The sequence below is a fragment of the Hymenobacter sp. HD11105 genome, from assembly GCF_054051685.1.
Window position 1 is genome coordinate 126,650 of the sequence record NZ_JBSWBR010000006.1, and the last position, 14,478, is coordinate 141,127.

The 14,478-nt window shown below is 53.5% G+C and carries 13 protein-coding genes; 5 read left to right on the forward strand and 8 right to left on the reverse strand.

All coding sequences use genetic code 11. The features are described 5' to 3' along the window. Positions 1-98 precede the first annotated feature (98 nt). A complete protein-coding gene (locus ACW9KT_RS17355) occupies positions 99-755 on the reverse strand; it encodes an alpha/beta hydrolase (protein WP_457082692.1) in 657 nt (218 codons plus the stop codon). Between the two features lie 117 nt (positions 756-872). After that, entirely contained in the window at positions 873-1,370 is a 498-nt protein-coding gene (gene cdd, locus ACW9KT_RS17360) for a cytidine deaminase (protein WP_457082694.1), read from the reverse strand. Between the two features lie 302 nt (positions 1,371-1,672). Between cdd and ACW9KT_RS17365 the strand changes: the two genes are divergently transcribed. Next, complete coding sequence (locus tag ACW9KT_RS17365; RefSeq protein ID WP_457082696.1) at positions 1,673-3,034, forward strand: saccharopine dehydrogenase family protein; 1,362 nt, start codon at positions 1,673-1,675, stop codon at positions 3,032-3,034. A 91-nt stretch (positions 3,035-3,125) separates the two neighbouring features. Here the strand turns inward: ACW9KT_RS17365 and ACW9KT_RS17370 are convergent, their stop codons facing one another. From ACW9KT_RS17370 to aroQ, 6 genes are all read right to left on the reverse strand, one after another. After that, positions 3,126-3,845 carry a tRNA1(Val) (adenine(37)-N6)-methyltransferase gene (locus ACW9KT_RS17370; protein WP_457082698.1) on the reverse strand — a complete coding sequence of 240 codons (720 nt, stop codon included), beginning with the start codon at positions 3,843-3,845 and terminating at the stop codon, positions 3,126-3,128. Then, positions 3,785-4,945, reverse strand: a complete 1,161-nt coding sequence (locus ACW9KT_RS17375; protein WP_457082700.1) for an acyltransferase family protein — start codon at positions 4,943-4,945, stop codon at positions 3,785-3,787. Before ACW9KT_RS17375 ends, ACW9KT_RS17370 begins: the two co-directional genes overlap by 61 nt. 73 nt (positions 4,946-5,018) lie before the next feature. Beyond that, on the reverse strand, positions 5,019-5,483 hold the full coding sequence (gene rnhA, locus ACW9KT_RS17380) for a ribonuclease HI (RefSeq protein WP_457082702.1): 465 nt from the start codon (positions 5,481-5,483) through the stop codon (positions 5,019-5,021). A 56-nt stretch (positions 5,484-5,539) separates the two neighbouring features. After that, positions 5,540-6,100: a MarC family protein gene (locus tag ACW9KT_RS17385; protein ID WP_457082704.1), complete on the reverse strand. Its 561-nt coding sequence runs from the start codon at positions 6,098-6,100 to the stop codon at positions 5,540-5,542. Positions 6,101-6,177: 77 nt separating this feature from the next. After that, the gene (locus tag ACW9KT_RS17390) at positions 6,178-7,239 is read right to left on the reverse strand and encodes an aminotransferase class V-fold PLP-dependent enzyme (protein ID WP_457082706.1); all 1,062 of its coding nucleotides are present in this window, start codon (positions 7,237-7,239) and stop codon (positions 6,178-6,180) included. A 156-nt stretch (positions 7,240-7,395) separates the two neighbouring features. Continuing rightward, positions 7,396-7,842, reverse strand: coding sequence for a type II 3-dehydroquinate dehydratase (aroQ, locus tag ACW9KT_RS17395; protein ID WP_457082708.1), 447 nt, complete (start codon positions 7,840-7,842; stop codon positions 7,396-7,398). 157 nt (positions 7,843-7,999) lie between these two features. Between aroQ and xerD the strand changes: the two genes are divergently transcribed. The 4 genes from xerD to ACW9KT_RS17415 all read left to right on the forward strand — a co-directional run bounded on the left by xerD (position 8,000) and on the right by ACW9KT_RS17415 (position 14,386). Further along, positions 8,000-8,899: a site-specific tyrosine recombinase XerD gene (gene xerD, locus ACW9KT_RS17400; protein WP_457082710.1), complete on the forward strand. Its 900-nt coding sequence runs from the start codon at positions 8,000-8,002 to the stop codon at positions 8,897-8,899. 301 nt (positions 8,900-9,200) lie between these two features. Continuing rightward, a complete protein-coding gene (locus tag ACW9KT_RS17405) occupies positions 9,201-12,128 on the forward strand; it encodes a DNA translocase FtsK (RefSeq protein ID WP_457082712.1) in 2,928 nt (975 codons plus the stop codon). Between the two features lie 130 nt (positions 12,129-12,258). Continuing rightward, positions 12,259-12,903, forward strand: coding sequence for a LolA family protein (locus tag ACW9KT_RS17410; protein ID WP_457082714.1), 645 nt, complete (start codon positions 12,259-12,261; stop codon positions 12,901-12,903). 178 nt (positions 12,904-13,081) lie between these two features. Further along, positions 13,082-14,386: a DUF2851 family protein gene (locus ACW9KT_RS17415; protein ID WP_457082716.1), complete on the forward strand. Its 1,305-nt coding sequence runs from the start codon at positions 13,082-13,084 to the stop codon at positions 14,384-14,386. The last annotated feature ends 92 nt before the right edge of the window (positions 14,387-14,478 follow it).

Genomic DNA, 14,478 nt, shown 5'->3' on the forward strand with positions numbered 1-14,478 from the left:
TGACTTAACGGCTATTCAACCACACGCAGGGTTGCTGATATCTTCAATACCAGTTGAGCACTGGATAGTCCGTCGGGGAATTCATGCTGATTATCGCGTTAGGAATGTAAGTCGCGAAGCACAGTGGCATTAAGTTCGTGCTTGCCAGCAAAGTGCCGCAGAATGGGCTCTACGCCTAAACGACGCAGAAAATCTTGCTGCTTCTCCAAATCGGCCTCCTTAATAAACTCATCTTGGTCGCCGCACACCAGCACTACGGGCAACTCCTGCAACAGGTGCGTAGCCACGGCAAAATCCATGTCGTCGGGGAAAGCCCCAGCCCACAGGATCAGGCGTGAGGGTCGAAAGCGGGCGCGGGCCAGCCAGCGGCTTACCGTGGCGGCGCCCTGAGAGAAGCCCAGTACGGTGATATTCACGTCTGGGGGGCATTTTTCCAGTGTGAGAGCCGCCAGTTGGTTTAAGTAGGTCACATAGTCGTCAATTTCGACCAAGCGGTCTTCCTTGGTCATCCACGAAGCGCCCACTCGGCTCCCGTTGCCCTGCAAATAGAAGCGGGAAAGGCCCTCAGGCGCAATTACCACTGTCGCTTCATCGGCATTAGTTAAAACAGCGAAGTGACGAATAAAATAGGCAGCCAACTGCCCATATCCATGGCACACAAACCACACATGCCGGGTGCGTACCGAAAGCTCACCTAGCTGATAATACCGCGCCGAACGCGTTACGTGTAAGTGGTATTCTTGGGCTGAAGACATGATAAGCGGTAGTGAATAGGGAATTTATAACTTGTCAAAAAGGCGATTTGTCGTGTTGCAAAACTCATTGCAGCACGCCAAATCGCTTTTTTTGAGTGATATACACCGAACTCTTGGTTAGCTCGAACGACCGGGCAGATCGTTGGCTGAAAACTGAAAAGGCAGCAAATCGGCCAGCGTGCGGAAGCGGTAAATAGTGCCATCGGGGCCGGGTAGGAGCAGAGGAATCGGCTGCGCTTGGCGGTTCTCGTATTCGGTCATTACCTGCCGGCACGCCCCGCAGGGCATCGCCAGCGTAAAATCGCCGTGGGCCGGACGGGCTGCCACGGCCATATACGTCACGTGGCGCTCAGGCTGGCTAACAGCTAAGCCGAATAAGGCCGTGCGCTCGGCGCACAAGCCCGATGGGTAAGCAGCATTTTCTTGGTTACTGCCCCGGAAAACGGTACCGTCGTCTAGCAGTAGCGCCGCACCAACATGAAAGTGAGAATAAGGAGCGTAGGCGTGGTCGGTAGCAGCGCGGGCGGCTTGCCAGGCAGTGGCTTCGGCAGGTGTTAGCTCCGCTTCGGAAGCCAGCACATCCACAGTAATAGTCAGGTGAAAGGGGTGAGCCATAGGTGGGAGTAGGGAAAAACAGCGTTCCATCACCCACCAGGCGGCCCCGGGAGGAGAAGGGGCGGTGAATGTAAGACATTTCTCCCTTAGCTAGCAGAATTCTTTCACTATAGAGTGGCTACAGCCAGGCGTGCAAAGTTGAGTTTACGCAATATGAGAAACGCGGTAGTAGCCGGGGCTGCGACCAATGTAGGAGAGAGCACAGGAGAAAAGCGGCTTTTCTGCTCCACTCAACAGGGTATTTACGGAACAATGCGCAATTTGCCCCCCAGTATCAGTTGTCCTTACTAACTCAGTCTCTTTTGAAAAACCTCCTGCTACTAGGGGCCGGACGTTCGGCTTCCTCGCTGATTGACTACCTGTTGCGACACGCGCCTACCGAAAACTGGCAGATCATTGTGGCCGACGTGCAGCCCGCTCATTTAGCTCCTGTACTGGCCCCCCACACAAAGTATGCCCGCGCCGTGCCCTTTGATATTCAGGATGAGGTCTTACTGGATAAGCTAGTAGCGGCTGCCGACGTAGTTATTTCCATGTTGCCTGCAACGTTTCACCTAGTAGTAGCTCGCGCTTGTCTGCGTCATCGGCGACACCTAGCTACTGCCAGCTATGCCACCGACGACATTCGGGCGCTCGATGCTGAAGCGCAGGCTGCCGGCGTAACCTTACTCATGGAGTGTGGCCTCGACCCTGGCCTCGACCATATGTCGGCTATGCAGGCATTGGAAGAAATTCGGGCGCGTGGGGGACAATTAGTGTCATTCAAATCATACTGCGGGGGACTGCTCACGCCGGAGTCGGAAGGCGACAACCCGTGGCGCTACAAATTCACTTGGAACCCGCGCAACGTGGTATTGGCTGGTCAAAGCACAGCAAAATATCTCGAAAACGGCCGTCCGCGCTTTATTCCCTACCAACAGCTTTTTGGCCGCTTAGAAACGCTGGAAGTACCTGGCTATGGGCAGTTTGAAGGTTACGCTAACCGCGACTCGCTTAGCTACCGCGCGCCCTACGGCCTCGACTCTATTCCCACCATACTGCGCGGCACCCTGCGCCGGCCCGGCTATTGCGCTGCCTGGCACGCGCTGGTGCGTCTAGGTCTCACCGATGACACTGTACGCTTGGGCAACACCGCCGATTGGCGCTGGCAAGAGCTAATTGCCGCCTACTTGCCCATAGCCAATGGACTGGGGGGCAATTTGGAAGCTCAGTTTGCTGACTATCTAGGATTAAACCCCGCAGGTGAAGAAATGCAGCGGCTGAATTGGCTGGGAATATTCAGTGACCGACCCGTGGGCCTGTCCAATGCCACTCCCGCCCAACTGCTCGAACACCTGCTCAGCGACAAATGGCGCCTCCAGCCCGGCGACTACGACCTGATTGTAATGCAGCACCTCTTCGACTTTGAATTGAATGGACAGTTGCACCAGCGGACATCTTCGTTAGTGGTGTCCGGCGATGATGGCGTACATACCGCCATGGCCAAGACCGTAGGTTTGCCCCTGGGCATGGCCGTCCGGCGCTTGACCCGTGGCTTGGTGCCACACCGGGGCGTCGTTATTCCTACGCACGCTGACCTATATGAACCTATTTTGGCCGAGCTAGCCGCTGACTACGGCATTGTATTTCAGGAAGATGAGAGCCTAATGCCGGTTATAAGCTAGCTGACAGCACTTTCTACAAAAGCCACAGTAACCCTGCTTTTGAGGCATCCTGAAGTGCTGCTCGCTTTAAAGCATATTAGCTGGCGAAAGACTAGAAAGCTAGATAGAAATCGCGCAGCAGGGCCTGAAACTCTTCAGTGTACTGCGAATCGGCGGCATAGATGTATAAGCTGTCTTCCTGAACTGAGCTTACCTGGCGGCCGAAAGTGGTGATATAACGGGTGGCCCTGCTGCCTGCTCGGTGGTGCAGACAAAGACGACTGTGCGCAAAAATGCCCCCCAGCGCGGCAATTTGCTCGAACTGCTGCATCTCAGGCGGCGGCAGCAGCACGGTCATCTGGCCGGCTACAGTTAGGTAGTGGGCCGCGAATTCGACTATTTCCTCAAAGGAAAGGGTATCGGAGGCGGCGTGCCTTGCCGTAGTACGAGCCGCGTTGGGCGAGCGCAGGGAACTGCGAAAGAACGGCGGATTGCAAAGTATATGATCAAAGGGTGCAGGCTGGGTAGCACGGTACTGTTGCAAACTTAGGCCATGTACCCGCACACGGTCGGCCCAAGGACTGGCCGCCACATTCGCATTGGCTTGGCCTGCCGCCACAGAATCTATTTCGATGGCTTCGATGTGCCCCTCGGGGTTGCGCTGCGCAGCTATTAGCGCTAGCAGGCCCGTGCCGGTACCAATGTCCAGCAAGCGAGTAGCAGGCCTCAAATTGGCTGAAGCACCGAGCACACAAGCGTCAGTGCAAACCTTCATCGCGCAGTCGCCTTGCTCGATGCGAAAGTGCTTGAACTGGAAGTAGGAGTTAGCCAACGGGAAGCAATTAATCGGATTTTTCTATTTGTGGGCTCTTCAATGAAATAATGAAGTGCCAATGCTATTACTAATAATGATACAAGCATTGCTAGGGCGCCTAGTATCGTTTTTATATTGAAAAACGAAAGTAATACAACTTGGATAAAGCTGATATGAATTAAATAGAGTGCATAAGAGCTGCGTCCAAGTATAGAGAAAAATTTGCTAGCAAGAATAGTCGATATTATAGTGCGCTCCTGAATTAAACCAGTAATAATGATGCATATACCTACTGGTAAATAAAGGTTGTTTACTATAACCCCAAGTGGGTGACTAGTGCCGTAATTGACGTGATAAAAATTCTTAATTTGCATCAATGTATATATACCAAAAGCAAATAATATCACTCCTGTATAGGTAAGCATAGGAATACGATGAATGTATTTTGCTCGCTGTAATACAATTGCTAGTCCAACGCCAAATAAGAACTCACTAAAACGGCCAAAGAAGCTATAGGATGCAGTAAAAGCTAAGTTCTCAAGAAGAGGAAGTTTGGATCGGTGGCAGATTTCTACTAATAAAACTCCCGTCATTGGAATGAGCACGATGACCGCTAGCCACATAGCTACCCGGTGCCTCTTGTTGCTGTTAAGACAGATAAAAAAGAAAATTGCAAAAGCGTAGAAGCACTCTTCCACCGTTAACGACCAAGCTTGGGGAATACCAGTAGGTAAGTACTCAAGGGAAAATCCTTTGAGCATTAATAAATTCATAATTATAGCATACAGGAAAAACCAACTATTACCTAATTCATTGGAAGTATAAAGGAGAGCAGTGCACGTTAATATAAAATATAGGGGATAAATTCTGGCAAAACGATTCGCGAAATAACGTAATATGTACACTAACGAAAACCTGGCTTCGTTTAAATACCTGCTCGCGACTAGAAAGCCACTAAGTGTAAAAAATATAGTTACGCCAACATGAAACTCGTGCACTATATTATGCACAAGAAGGCTATTAAAAATGGGTTTGCCCGGATTATAATGATGCAGATATACCATAAGGGCAGCGACTGCTCTTACGCCGGTTAATGGTGCATAATACGGCGGTTTCACTAATTAGCTAACTGCTGTGAGCAGTATAATAAATACATAAAAAGGGAGCGATTAACCGTGTATACAGAGGCGTCTATCTTTTCGCTTCAATCAACTCGTAGCCTTCATCAGCCACTAGTGGACCTTGGGTGGCACTGTACACTGCTAGCTGGTCGCAGCGCTCATTCTCAGGGTGGCCGTTGTGGCCGCGCACCCAGCGAAACTGCACGGTGCGCTGCTTGTATACTTTAAGGAAACGACGCCAGAGGTCTTCGTTAGCCTTTTTGCCAAAATCAGGCTTCACAGCCCAACCGAATACCCAGCGCTTTTCAACAGCATCAACGACATATTTGGAGTCGGTGACTACGGTGATGGGTAGCTCGGGGCGCGTAACGGCCTCTAGGCCCACAATAACTGCCAGCAGTTCCATGCGGTTATTGGTAGTAAGGCGGAAACCTTGAGTTAGCTCCTTCTCGTGGGGGCCAAAGCGGAGAATAGCGCCATAGCCGCCCGGGCCGGGGTTGCCGCGGGAAGAGCCGTCCGTGAATAAATAGATCATATAGGGGAAAATGCAGAAGGAGCGGGTAGCTAGTAACCGGTTCCTGCCCCATTCACTTAAAAGTTGGCTTTAAAGAGCTTGATGGCAATGGCCAGCAGAATTACGCCGAATACGCGGCGCAAAATGTCTTCGCCCGCTTTGCCGAGTTTGCGCTCAATCCAGGCGCTGCTCTTTAGCACTCCATACACGAAGACCAGATTCAAAGCAATGCCTACCAAGACGTTGGGCAGGGAGTAAGCGGCCCGCAAGGAGAGCAAAGTGGTCATCGTACCTGCACCGACAATGAGGGGAAAAGCTAGAGGCACGATGGAGCCGGAAGAAGCCAGCGGATCATTGCGGAAAAGCTCGATGCCCAGAATCATTTCCATACCGATAAGGAAAATGATGATGGCACCGGCCAATGCGAAGGATTGAAAATCAACCCCGAAAAGAGAGAGAATACTTTGGCCTAAGAATAGGAACACGACCATGAGAACCCCGGCCACCAACGTCGCTTTTTCGGAATGCACCTTTCCTTCTCGCTGTCGAATTTGGATGATGATGGGGATGGAGCCCAGAATATCAATGACGGCAAAAAGGGTGAGCGTAACAGAAAGAATTTCCTTCAGCGAAAACATAAGTAATAAGTAAATAAGTGGATAGCTGAATGAGTGAGCAATTGTTAATCAGTCATTCAGCTATTCACTTATTAGTTTTAGGCGAAGTCCTTGGCGAAAAACTGGACTAGCTTTTCGTAGGCCGCATCGGGAATCGCTGGGAAGTTGGCAATTCGGAGGGTATTGGCCTTCCATGTGCCGTAGCCATTACCTAGCTGCAAGCCTTGCGCTAATGCGCTGCGCTTTACCTCGTCAATCAGGGCTGGGGGGCCTTGCAAACCAACGACCGTTGTGGAACGCGTTTCGGGGTTTTGTACCAGGGGGCTAAGTTGGGTGGCATTTTCGAAGAAGTCGTAGAGCTTGGTGGCGCGGTCCTGGAGGTGCTGGTGCACGGCTTTGATGGGGGCGCGGTCCTGGAGAACGCGGCTCAGAAGGTAAATGCCCAGCACGTTGGGCGTGTAGTTGGTTTGCCAGTTGAGCATTTTCTCGTACTGAGCCGTGAGGCTGTTGTAGTGGGCGCGCTCGTTGAGGTGGCGAAACCGCGCCACTGCCCGGGGTGAAAGTACCATGACGGCCAGGCCGGCTGGCAAGCCAAAGGCTTTTTGCACCGAGGCAAACCAGATGTCGGCCTTGATATATTTCAGCTGAATGCCCCCCAGCGACGAGGTAGCATCAATGGCCAGCAAGGCATTGCCCAGGCGGTTGAATACGTTCAGAATGAACCCATCGCGCAGCTGAGTAGCATTGGAGGTTTCGTTCTGAGTAAGACATACCAGGTCAGTGTCGTCGCCGAAGGGTAGGGTGTGTACATCCGGCAATTCATCGATGCCAAAGGACCGGCCACTGGAGGCGGGACGCAGGGCGCGGGCATAGTCGAGCCACTTTTCGCCGAAGGCACCATTATATAAGTGAAAGCTTTTGGTGGGCGTCAGGCTTTGGGTGAGCACTTCCCAGCACTCGGTAGCCGAGCTGAGGAAGAATACGGTGTAGTCTTGGGGAATATTGAGCTTGGCGCGAAGGTCGGTAACGGTTTGACGTACCAGGCCCGTGAAACGCTCGCCGCGGTGCGGAGCTGAAAGCCAGCCTTCATCGAAGGCATCGGTAAGGTACTGGCGCACGGCCGGATACACGGCCGATGGGCCGGGATTGAAAGTATACATTCAGTTGGTGGTTGCTGGTTGAGAAGACAAAGGTAGCAGGAGCGGGGTTTGGCCGACTCTTGCCGCAGGGGAATGAACGTCGGTTTTTGCTGAAGCAGTACCTTATAGAAGGAGCAAAGACTGAAAAAAGCCCCCCAGCGACTAACGCATTTGCCGCTATACCTTAAAGCCCACCCGCTTGGGCCGCAGACCTTCAAAATAGTGCAGCGCCAGCCGGTAGCTGTCGAGTTTAAAGCCCGTAATAGTACCTACGCAGTGCTTGCCGAGTAGACTTTTCTGGCGAAACTCCTCCCGGGCCGCTAAGTTGGACAAGTGCACCTCAACCACGGGGGTATTGATGGCGGCGACCGCGTCGGCGAGGGCAACGCTGGTGTGGGTGTAGCCGCCAGCGTTGAGCACAATGCCGTGGTAGGTGAAGCCAACTTCGTGGAGCTTGTCTATCAGCTCGCCTTCATGGCTCGATTGGAAGTATTCCAGCTGGATGGCCGGAAAGGCCTCGTGCAGGTCGGGAAGAAAGTCTTCGAAAGACCGATTTCCATAAATGCCTGGCTCGCGGCGGCCGAGCAGGTTTAGGTTAGGGCCGTTGATGATGATGATTTTCAAGGGAGCGGGAGCTAGAAGTGAAAAGCCAGGAGCGCAAAGGTCGGCAACATTGCCAGAATCAGCCCATGCAAATCTAGTATCAACTCATAACCCTGGTTTTCGACCAAGTTCTCCGACCTTTACCGCTTCTAGGTTTTGTTTCCTCCTACCTTTCAGCATGAATTGGTCCGTCAGCATTAAGCAGTTCGAAGGCTATCTGCAGCTCGAAAAATCATTGTCGGGCAATAGCGTGGAAGCCTACGTACGCGACGTGGGCAAACTGCGGCAATACCTGGAAATCACGCGCTTGGGTGCCAATCCAGAACAGGTCACGACCCGAATTCTGCGCGATTTTCTGGGCTGGCTGGGCGAGTTGGGCCTGGGAGCCACCTCCCAAGCGCGCACCTTATCGGGCATCAAGGCCTTCTACAGCTTCCTAATTATGGAAGATATGCTGCTCCTGGACCCGACGGACACGCTGGAGGCGCCAAAAATCGGCCGCAAGCTGCCTGATACGCTCGCTTACGAAGAAGTAACTCAGTTGCTCGACGCAGTAGATGTGAGCACGAACGAAGGCACCCGCAACCGCGCCATTTTAGAAGTGCTGTATTCCTCGGGCCTGCGCGTGTCGGAGCTGACGGAACTGCGACTCTCTAATCTCTATGCTGATCAGGGCTTTGTGCGCGTAACGGGCAAAGGCAACAAGGAGCGCTTGGTGCCCATTGGCCGTGATGCCCTCAAGTACCTGAACCTTTACCTCAGCGGCGTGCGCTGCCACCTTGATATTGAGCGCGGCCACGAGGACATCGTGTTTTTGAACCGTCGGGGGGCAAAATTGTCGCGAGTGATGATTTTTAACATCATCAAAGCCCTAGCGGCGTCAGCTGGTATTCGCAAAACGATTAGCCCCCATACCTTCCGCCACAGCTTTGCCACTCACCTGATAGAAGGCGGAGCTGACTTACGCGCTGTGCAGGAAATGCTAGGTCACGAAAGCATCACGACCACCGAAATCTATACTCACCTCGACCGCGATTATCTGAAGCAGGTCATCACCGAGTTTCATCCGCGAAGCTAGAATATAAGCCTCGCGGGGGTAGGGTGTGCTTGGCTATTTTACATTCCTCGATAAGGAATCTGGAAGAAAATACACCGGATAGTGGGCACAAGTCGCTGCTCATTTCTAACTGGCTAACCCTTTTGCACCCAGCTTATTTCGGCAATAGAGTGGGCTGGGGGGCAAATTTTCAGTTAGGACTGCGGGCGGGCAAGTGTATCTTTACCAGGCGTGAGGTGCTGGCTTCGCGGGTGCCTTGCCACCCTTAGCCGCTGCACTACCGCCCACAACCTCCCACACATTGGCCTTTTGGTGCGTAAGCATGGCAAAGAATACATATAAACAAACCACTCCGCCCCCGACCCGTGGCAACGAGCCGCGCCCGGCGGCCCGACCAGCTGCGCGCCCCGCGGCCCCCGAGCCCACTCCAGCTCCCCGCGAAAACACCCGCCGCACCGACTCAGGCCCAAAAGCAGCCTCTGTTAAGTCGGCTCCCAAGGCGCCAAAAGTACCGCGGCAGTGGCCGAAGCTGCCTTCGCTGGGGGGCATTTTTGGCTTTGTGCGCGACCGGCGCTTTCAGCTTTTCCTCGGTTTCTTCTTCCTGCTTGGGTCGATCTACCTCACCATTGCGTTCGTGTCTTTTGTCTTCACGGGCCATGCCGACCAAAGCGTTGTTGGTAGTCTGAGCACTACGCCCGTAAAGGAAGCGGGGCAAGAATCCGGCAATTGGCTGGGCTTGCTGGGTGCTATGGCTGCGCAGGTGCTTATTTATCAAGGTTTTGGCGTGGCGGCCTTTGCTGTCATTCCCATTGTGTTCTTTTTGGGCTACAAAATCGTGTTTCGGCGGGCCGGCTTGGGCGTCTCGCTGAGCTACGTGGTGGCTTTGTGCCTGTTTTCCATGTTGTGGCTGAGCGCTATGCTGGGCTATGTGGTACTCACCTTGCAAACACCCGATGCCGACCCGGCTCTAGCCCACACCCTCGATTTTCTGAGCGGAGGCATCGGCTACGAGGTAGCTTCTTGGCTCGATAGCCTTATTGGATGGGGTACAGTGCTGCTGCTGGCTTTCCTATTGATCTCCTTTGTGGTCTTCTTCTTCAACGTGACGAGCCTGAACATGGGCACGGCCACCGAAGCAGAAGGCGCTACCGACTTAGCCGCAGCTCGTGATGGGCAAGACCTGTATGGTCGGACCGGCTTGGGTGTAAACCATGGCGCTGACCCGACTGCTTCCCTGGACGGGGAAGAGGAGGCCGATATTGCCCCCCAGATGACTCTGCGTCGGACCAAGCCAGCCAGCCAACCCGAGCCAGTAGAAGAAATTGCCCCCCATTTCACCACATCAGTAGGGGAGGAGGAAGACGAAATGGAGGATGATATTCCTGCACCTACCGGCCCAGTGGCGTCGCCAACGTTCAGCATTACCCCGCCCGCCGGGGCGTCGCTGCCCTTATCAGTACTGCCTAGTGCCGCCACAGTGGGTACTGGGCTGGCCGCTGCGGCGAGTGTGAGTAGTGGTCCAAGCTTTTCCGTCGAGACCCCAACAGATGTGGAGGTAGCGCCTGTGAGCAGCCGCGTGCCCACGCCACTTTCGCTAGCTGACTTGGCCGATGGCACTACACCTGCCGCGACTACGCCGCCTCTCACGTTGGACCCGGCTACTTCGGCCGAAATGCCCCCCATGGCCATCACCGTGGCCGACGATGATGATTTCTTCGCCGAAGGCACCGAGAATTACGACCCCACCCTCGACCTGTCGCGCTACCAGTATCCGACCCTAGAACTGCTCAATGACTACGGCGCTGCTAAGGCCCAAGTGAGCAAGGAAGAACTAGAAGACAACAAAGACCGCATCGTGGAGACGCTGGGCCACTACGGCATCAACATCGCCAGTATTAAGGCTACTATCGGGCCTACAGTTACGCTGTATGAAATTGTACCTGATGCTGGGGTGCGAATCTCCAAAATCAAGAGCCTGGAGGATGATATTGCCCTGAGCTTGGCCGCATTAGGTATCCGTATCATTGCGCCCATTCCAGGCAAAGGCACGATTGGTATTGAGGTGCCGAACACTAAAAAGGAGATGGTGAGCATCCGATCGGTGCTGGGCCACGAGAAGTTTCGCACCAGTGAAATGGACTTGCCCATTGCCTTTGGTCGCACCATTACAAATGAGGTTTTTGTGGCCGATTTGGCCAAAATGCCTCACTTGCTCATGGCCGGTGCCACAGGCCAGGGTAAGTCGGTGGGCTTGAACGTGATTCTGGCTTCACTGCTTTATAAGCGCCACCCCTCGCAATTGAAGTTCGTGCTCGTCGATCCGAAAAAGGTGGAATTGAGCATCTTCAATAAAATTGAGCGTCACTTTCTAGCTAAACTGCCAGACACCGAGGAGGCCATCATCACCGATACTAAAAAGGTGGTGAACACGCTCAACTCCCTGTGTATGGAAATGGACCGGCGCTACGATCTGCTCAAAGATGCCGGCTGCCGTAACCTAAAGGAGTACAACCGCAAGTTTGTAGAGCGTCGCCTTAACCCTAAGAAGGGGCACCGCTTCATGCCCTTTATTGTATTAGTTATTGATGAGCTCGCCGACTTGATGATGACAGCTGGCAAGGAAGTCGAGACACCCATTGCCCGCTTGGCTCAGCTGGCCCGCGCTATTGGTATTCACCTCATTGTAGCTACCCAGCGGCCTTCGGTAAACGTAATTACGGGTATTATCAAGGCCAACTTTCCATGCCGGATTTCATTTAAAGTGACCTCCAAAATCGACTCCCGCACCATTCTAGATACCGGCGGCGCCGATCAGTTGGTGGGTCAAGGTGATATGTTGTTTTCTGCCGGCTCTGACCTGATTCGGGTGCAGTGCGCCTTTATTGATACACCCGAGGTTGATCGTCTGTGCGACTTTGTTGGTGAGCAGCAAGGCTACCCTGAGGCCTACGCGCTACCCGAAGTGCCTGGTGCTGAAGGCGACACGGGCGGAAGCAGCGAGGAGTTCGACCCCGCATCCCGCGACAGTATGTTTGAGGAAGCTGCCCGCGTCATTGTAACTCATCAGCAGGGCAGCACTTCGCTGTTGCAGCGCCGCCTGAAGCTGGGCTATAACCGCGCCGGCCGCCTCATCGACCAACTTGAGCACGCCGGCGTCGTAGGACCCTTTGAGGGTAGCAAAGCCCGAGAGGTATTAATTCCGGATGAGTACAGTTTGGAGCAATTATTGAATAACCTGAACAAATCTTAGAAAATCGCGCTTAAAGCTTCAAATACAGTCCTAAGAACCGGAATACGCTTTTGTTCCGTTTTCATGTCGGCGGGCTGACTTGTTTGCTCTGAGCACCCACTTTGCAACAGCAATTTCCTTTCCCCTTCAAATGAAAAAAGTTATCGCTCTGCTGGCGTTTTCGGTTACGCTGGTTGCCGCCACTCCCGCGCAGCAGGACCCTAAGGCTGGTAAGATTCTCGATCAGATGAGCGCTAAGTATCAAGCGCTGAAAGCATTCAAAGCTACCTTTACCCAATCCCTTGAAAACGATGCGGCTAAGGTTAAGGAAAATATGACCGGCGACATTACCGTGAGTGGACAGAAGTTTCGGCTGAAGTTGAGTGGTCAGGAGATCATCAACAACGGCCAGACTATGTGGACATACATGAAGGACGAGAATGAGGTGAATATCTCCGACTACGAGCCCGAAGAAGGGGAGATTTCGCCCGCGCAGATTTATACCCTTTACAAAAAAGGCTACAAGTACACCTACGTGCAGGAAGGTAAGGAAGCGGGTGAGGCTGTAGATATCATTGAGCTAGCGCCGGAGGATAAGAACAACCCCGTCTTTAAAGTACGTTTATCGGTTAGCAAGGCCGATCAGTCGTTGAAAAGTTGGAAGATGTTCAAAAAGAACGGCAGCCGCACAACGGTGACCATTCGTAAGTTTCAAGCCAATCCTCCAATTGACGCTACCACTTTCAACTTTGATAAAACGAAGTACAAAGGTGTAAAGGTGATTGACCTGCGCTAAGCCTCGTCTCATCGTTAATAGCCCGCTTTCACTTCTGGTGGAAGCGGGCTTTTTTATGGCCCAGCGCAAAGAAGTGCTTGGTTTTTGCAGACGGCGCCGCACCATATTACAGTAGATACAGGACTGGGTTGGCAACATTCCTGCTTTGCTATATCTATACTCGCAGCGCTTCGTTAGGATGAAAGAAGAATTACTCCATTATGTCTGGCAACATCAATACTTTGATAAAGCTGATCTGCAAACGGATCAGGGCGAGAAGCTGACGGTGCTACGTCCCGGCCACCACAACACCGATGCTGGCCCCGACTTCCTAAATGCGCGCGTGCAAATAGGGGAGGTGGAGTGGAACGGGGCGGTAGAGATTCATCTGCGGGCCTCCGACTGGCAGCGTCACCAGCATCAAGCTGACCCCAAATATGACCAGGTGGTCCTGCACGTCGTGTACGCCGCCGACCAGCCGGTGCTGCGCACGAATGGCTCTACTATTCCGTCGCTGACTCTGGCGCCACGACTGACTGAGGCCTTATTGACTACTTACGCCGCGCTGGGGGGCAATTTGGATACTATAGCCGTACCATGCGCACCTTTTTTGCCGTTGGTGCCGAGTATTACGCGCACGATGATGCTGGGTCGGGCCTTGCTGGAAAGGGTGGAGCAAAAAGCGGCTCTGTTAGAAACCCAGCACCAGCATTTAGGGGGCGATTGGGAAGCCACCACGTATCACGCGCTAGCTGCCGCGTTTGGGTTTAAGAAAAACAGTGAGCCTTTGGCCCGCTTAGCCAAGGCCCTGCCCCTGAACATCCTGCGCCGCCACCGCCACGATCAGCGCCAAACGGAAGCCTTGCTCTTTGGGCAGGCTGGATTGCTACCGTCGGCTGCTGATTTGCCCCCCAGCGATGCTTACCTTGCCGATTTGCGCCGTGAGTATGAGTTTTTGCGTCATAAGTACGAGTTGGCTGATAAGGCTTTGCCTGCTCACGCCTGGAACTTTCTGCGCCTACGGCCCGCAAATTTTCCTACAGTACGCATAGCTCAGTTAGCGGCCTTATTGCATGCCCGCTCAGCCTTGTTTGAGGCCCTGCTCACGGCGGCTAGCGTAGCGGCATTGGAGCAGTTTTTTCGCGCGCCGGTATCGGCTTATTGGCAAACTCATTATCGGCCGGGCAGCCTGGGTAAGGTAGCAGCGCTGGGGCGGAGTAGTGTACATTTGCTGATCATCAATGTGGTGGTGCCTTTGCGCGTGGCATATGCCCGCTACGTGGGCCAGCCCGAGTTGGTAGAAGAGGCGTTGACTTTGTTAGAACAGCTACCCGCTGAGCGCAACCATCTGACGGCGCCCTACGAAGCGCTGGCCTTCGACCATCGGACGGCTGCCGACTCGCAAGGACTTCTGGGTTTGCACTACGGCTACTGCCAACCGCGTCGCTGTTTGCAATGCGCTGTCGGCAGCCGGATATTGCAGCATAATTTGCCCCCCAAGTGAAAATTTTTGTAGCCGTAACCCTAAACGCTGCTTTGTTGCTGGTGCTGCTGCCCTGGCTCTGGCGGCAGGTTCAAGTACCAAGGCTAGGCCGA

What these genes read in the sequence shown, in the direction of transcription:
- ACW9KT_RS17385 (WP_457082704.1), bottom strand. Translation starts at nt 6,100, where the DNA reads ATGTTTTCGCTGAAGGAAATTCTTTCTGTTACGCTCACCCTTTTTGCC.
- ACW9KT_RS17410 (WP_457082714.1), top strand. Translation starts at nt 12,259, where the DNA reads ATGAAAAAAGTTATCGCTCTGCTGGCGTTTTCGGTTACGCTGGTTGCC.
- ACW9KT_RS17390 (WP_457082706.1), bottom strand. Translation starts at nt 7,239, where the DNA reads ATGTATACTTTCAATCCCGGCCCATCGGCCGTGTATCCGGCCGTGCGC.
- cdd (WP_457082694.1), bottom strand. Translation starts at nt 1,370, where the DNA reads ATGGCTCACCCCTTTCACCTGACTATTACTGTGGATGTGCTGGCTTCC.
- ACW9KT_RS17355 (WP_457082692.1), bottom strand. Translation starts at nt 755, where the DNA reads ATGTCTTCAGCCCAAGAATACCACTTACACGTAACGCGTTCGGCGCGG.
- ACW9KT_RS17415 (WP_457082716.1), top strand. Translation starts at nt 13,082, where the DNA reads ATGAAAGAAGAATTACTCCATTATGTCTGGCAACATCAATACTTTGAT.
- rnhA (WP_457082702.1), bottom strand. Translation starts at nt 5,483, where the DNA reads ATGATCTATTTATTCACGGACGGCTCTTCCCGCGGCAACCCCGGCCCG.
- ACW9KT_RS17405 (WP_457082712.1), top strand. Translation starts at nt 9,201, where the DNA reads ATGGCAAAGAATACATATAAACAAACCACTCCGCCCCCGACCCGTGGC.
- xerD (WP_457082710.1), top strand. Translation starts at nt 8,000, where the DNA reads ATGAATTGGTCCGTCAGCATTAAGCAGTTCGAAGGCTATCTGCAGCTC.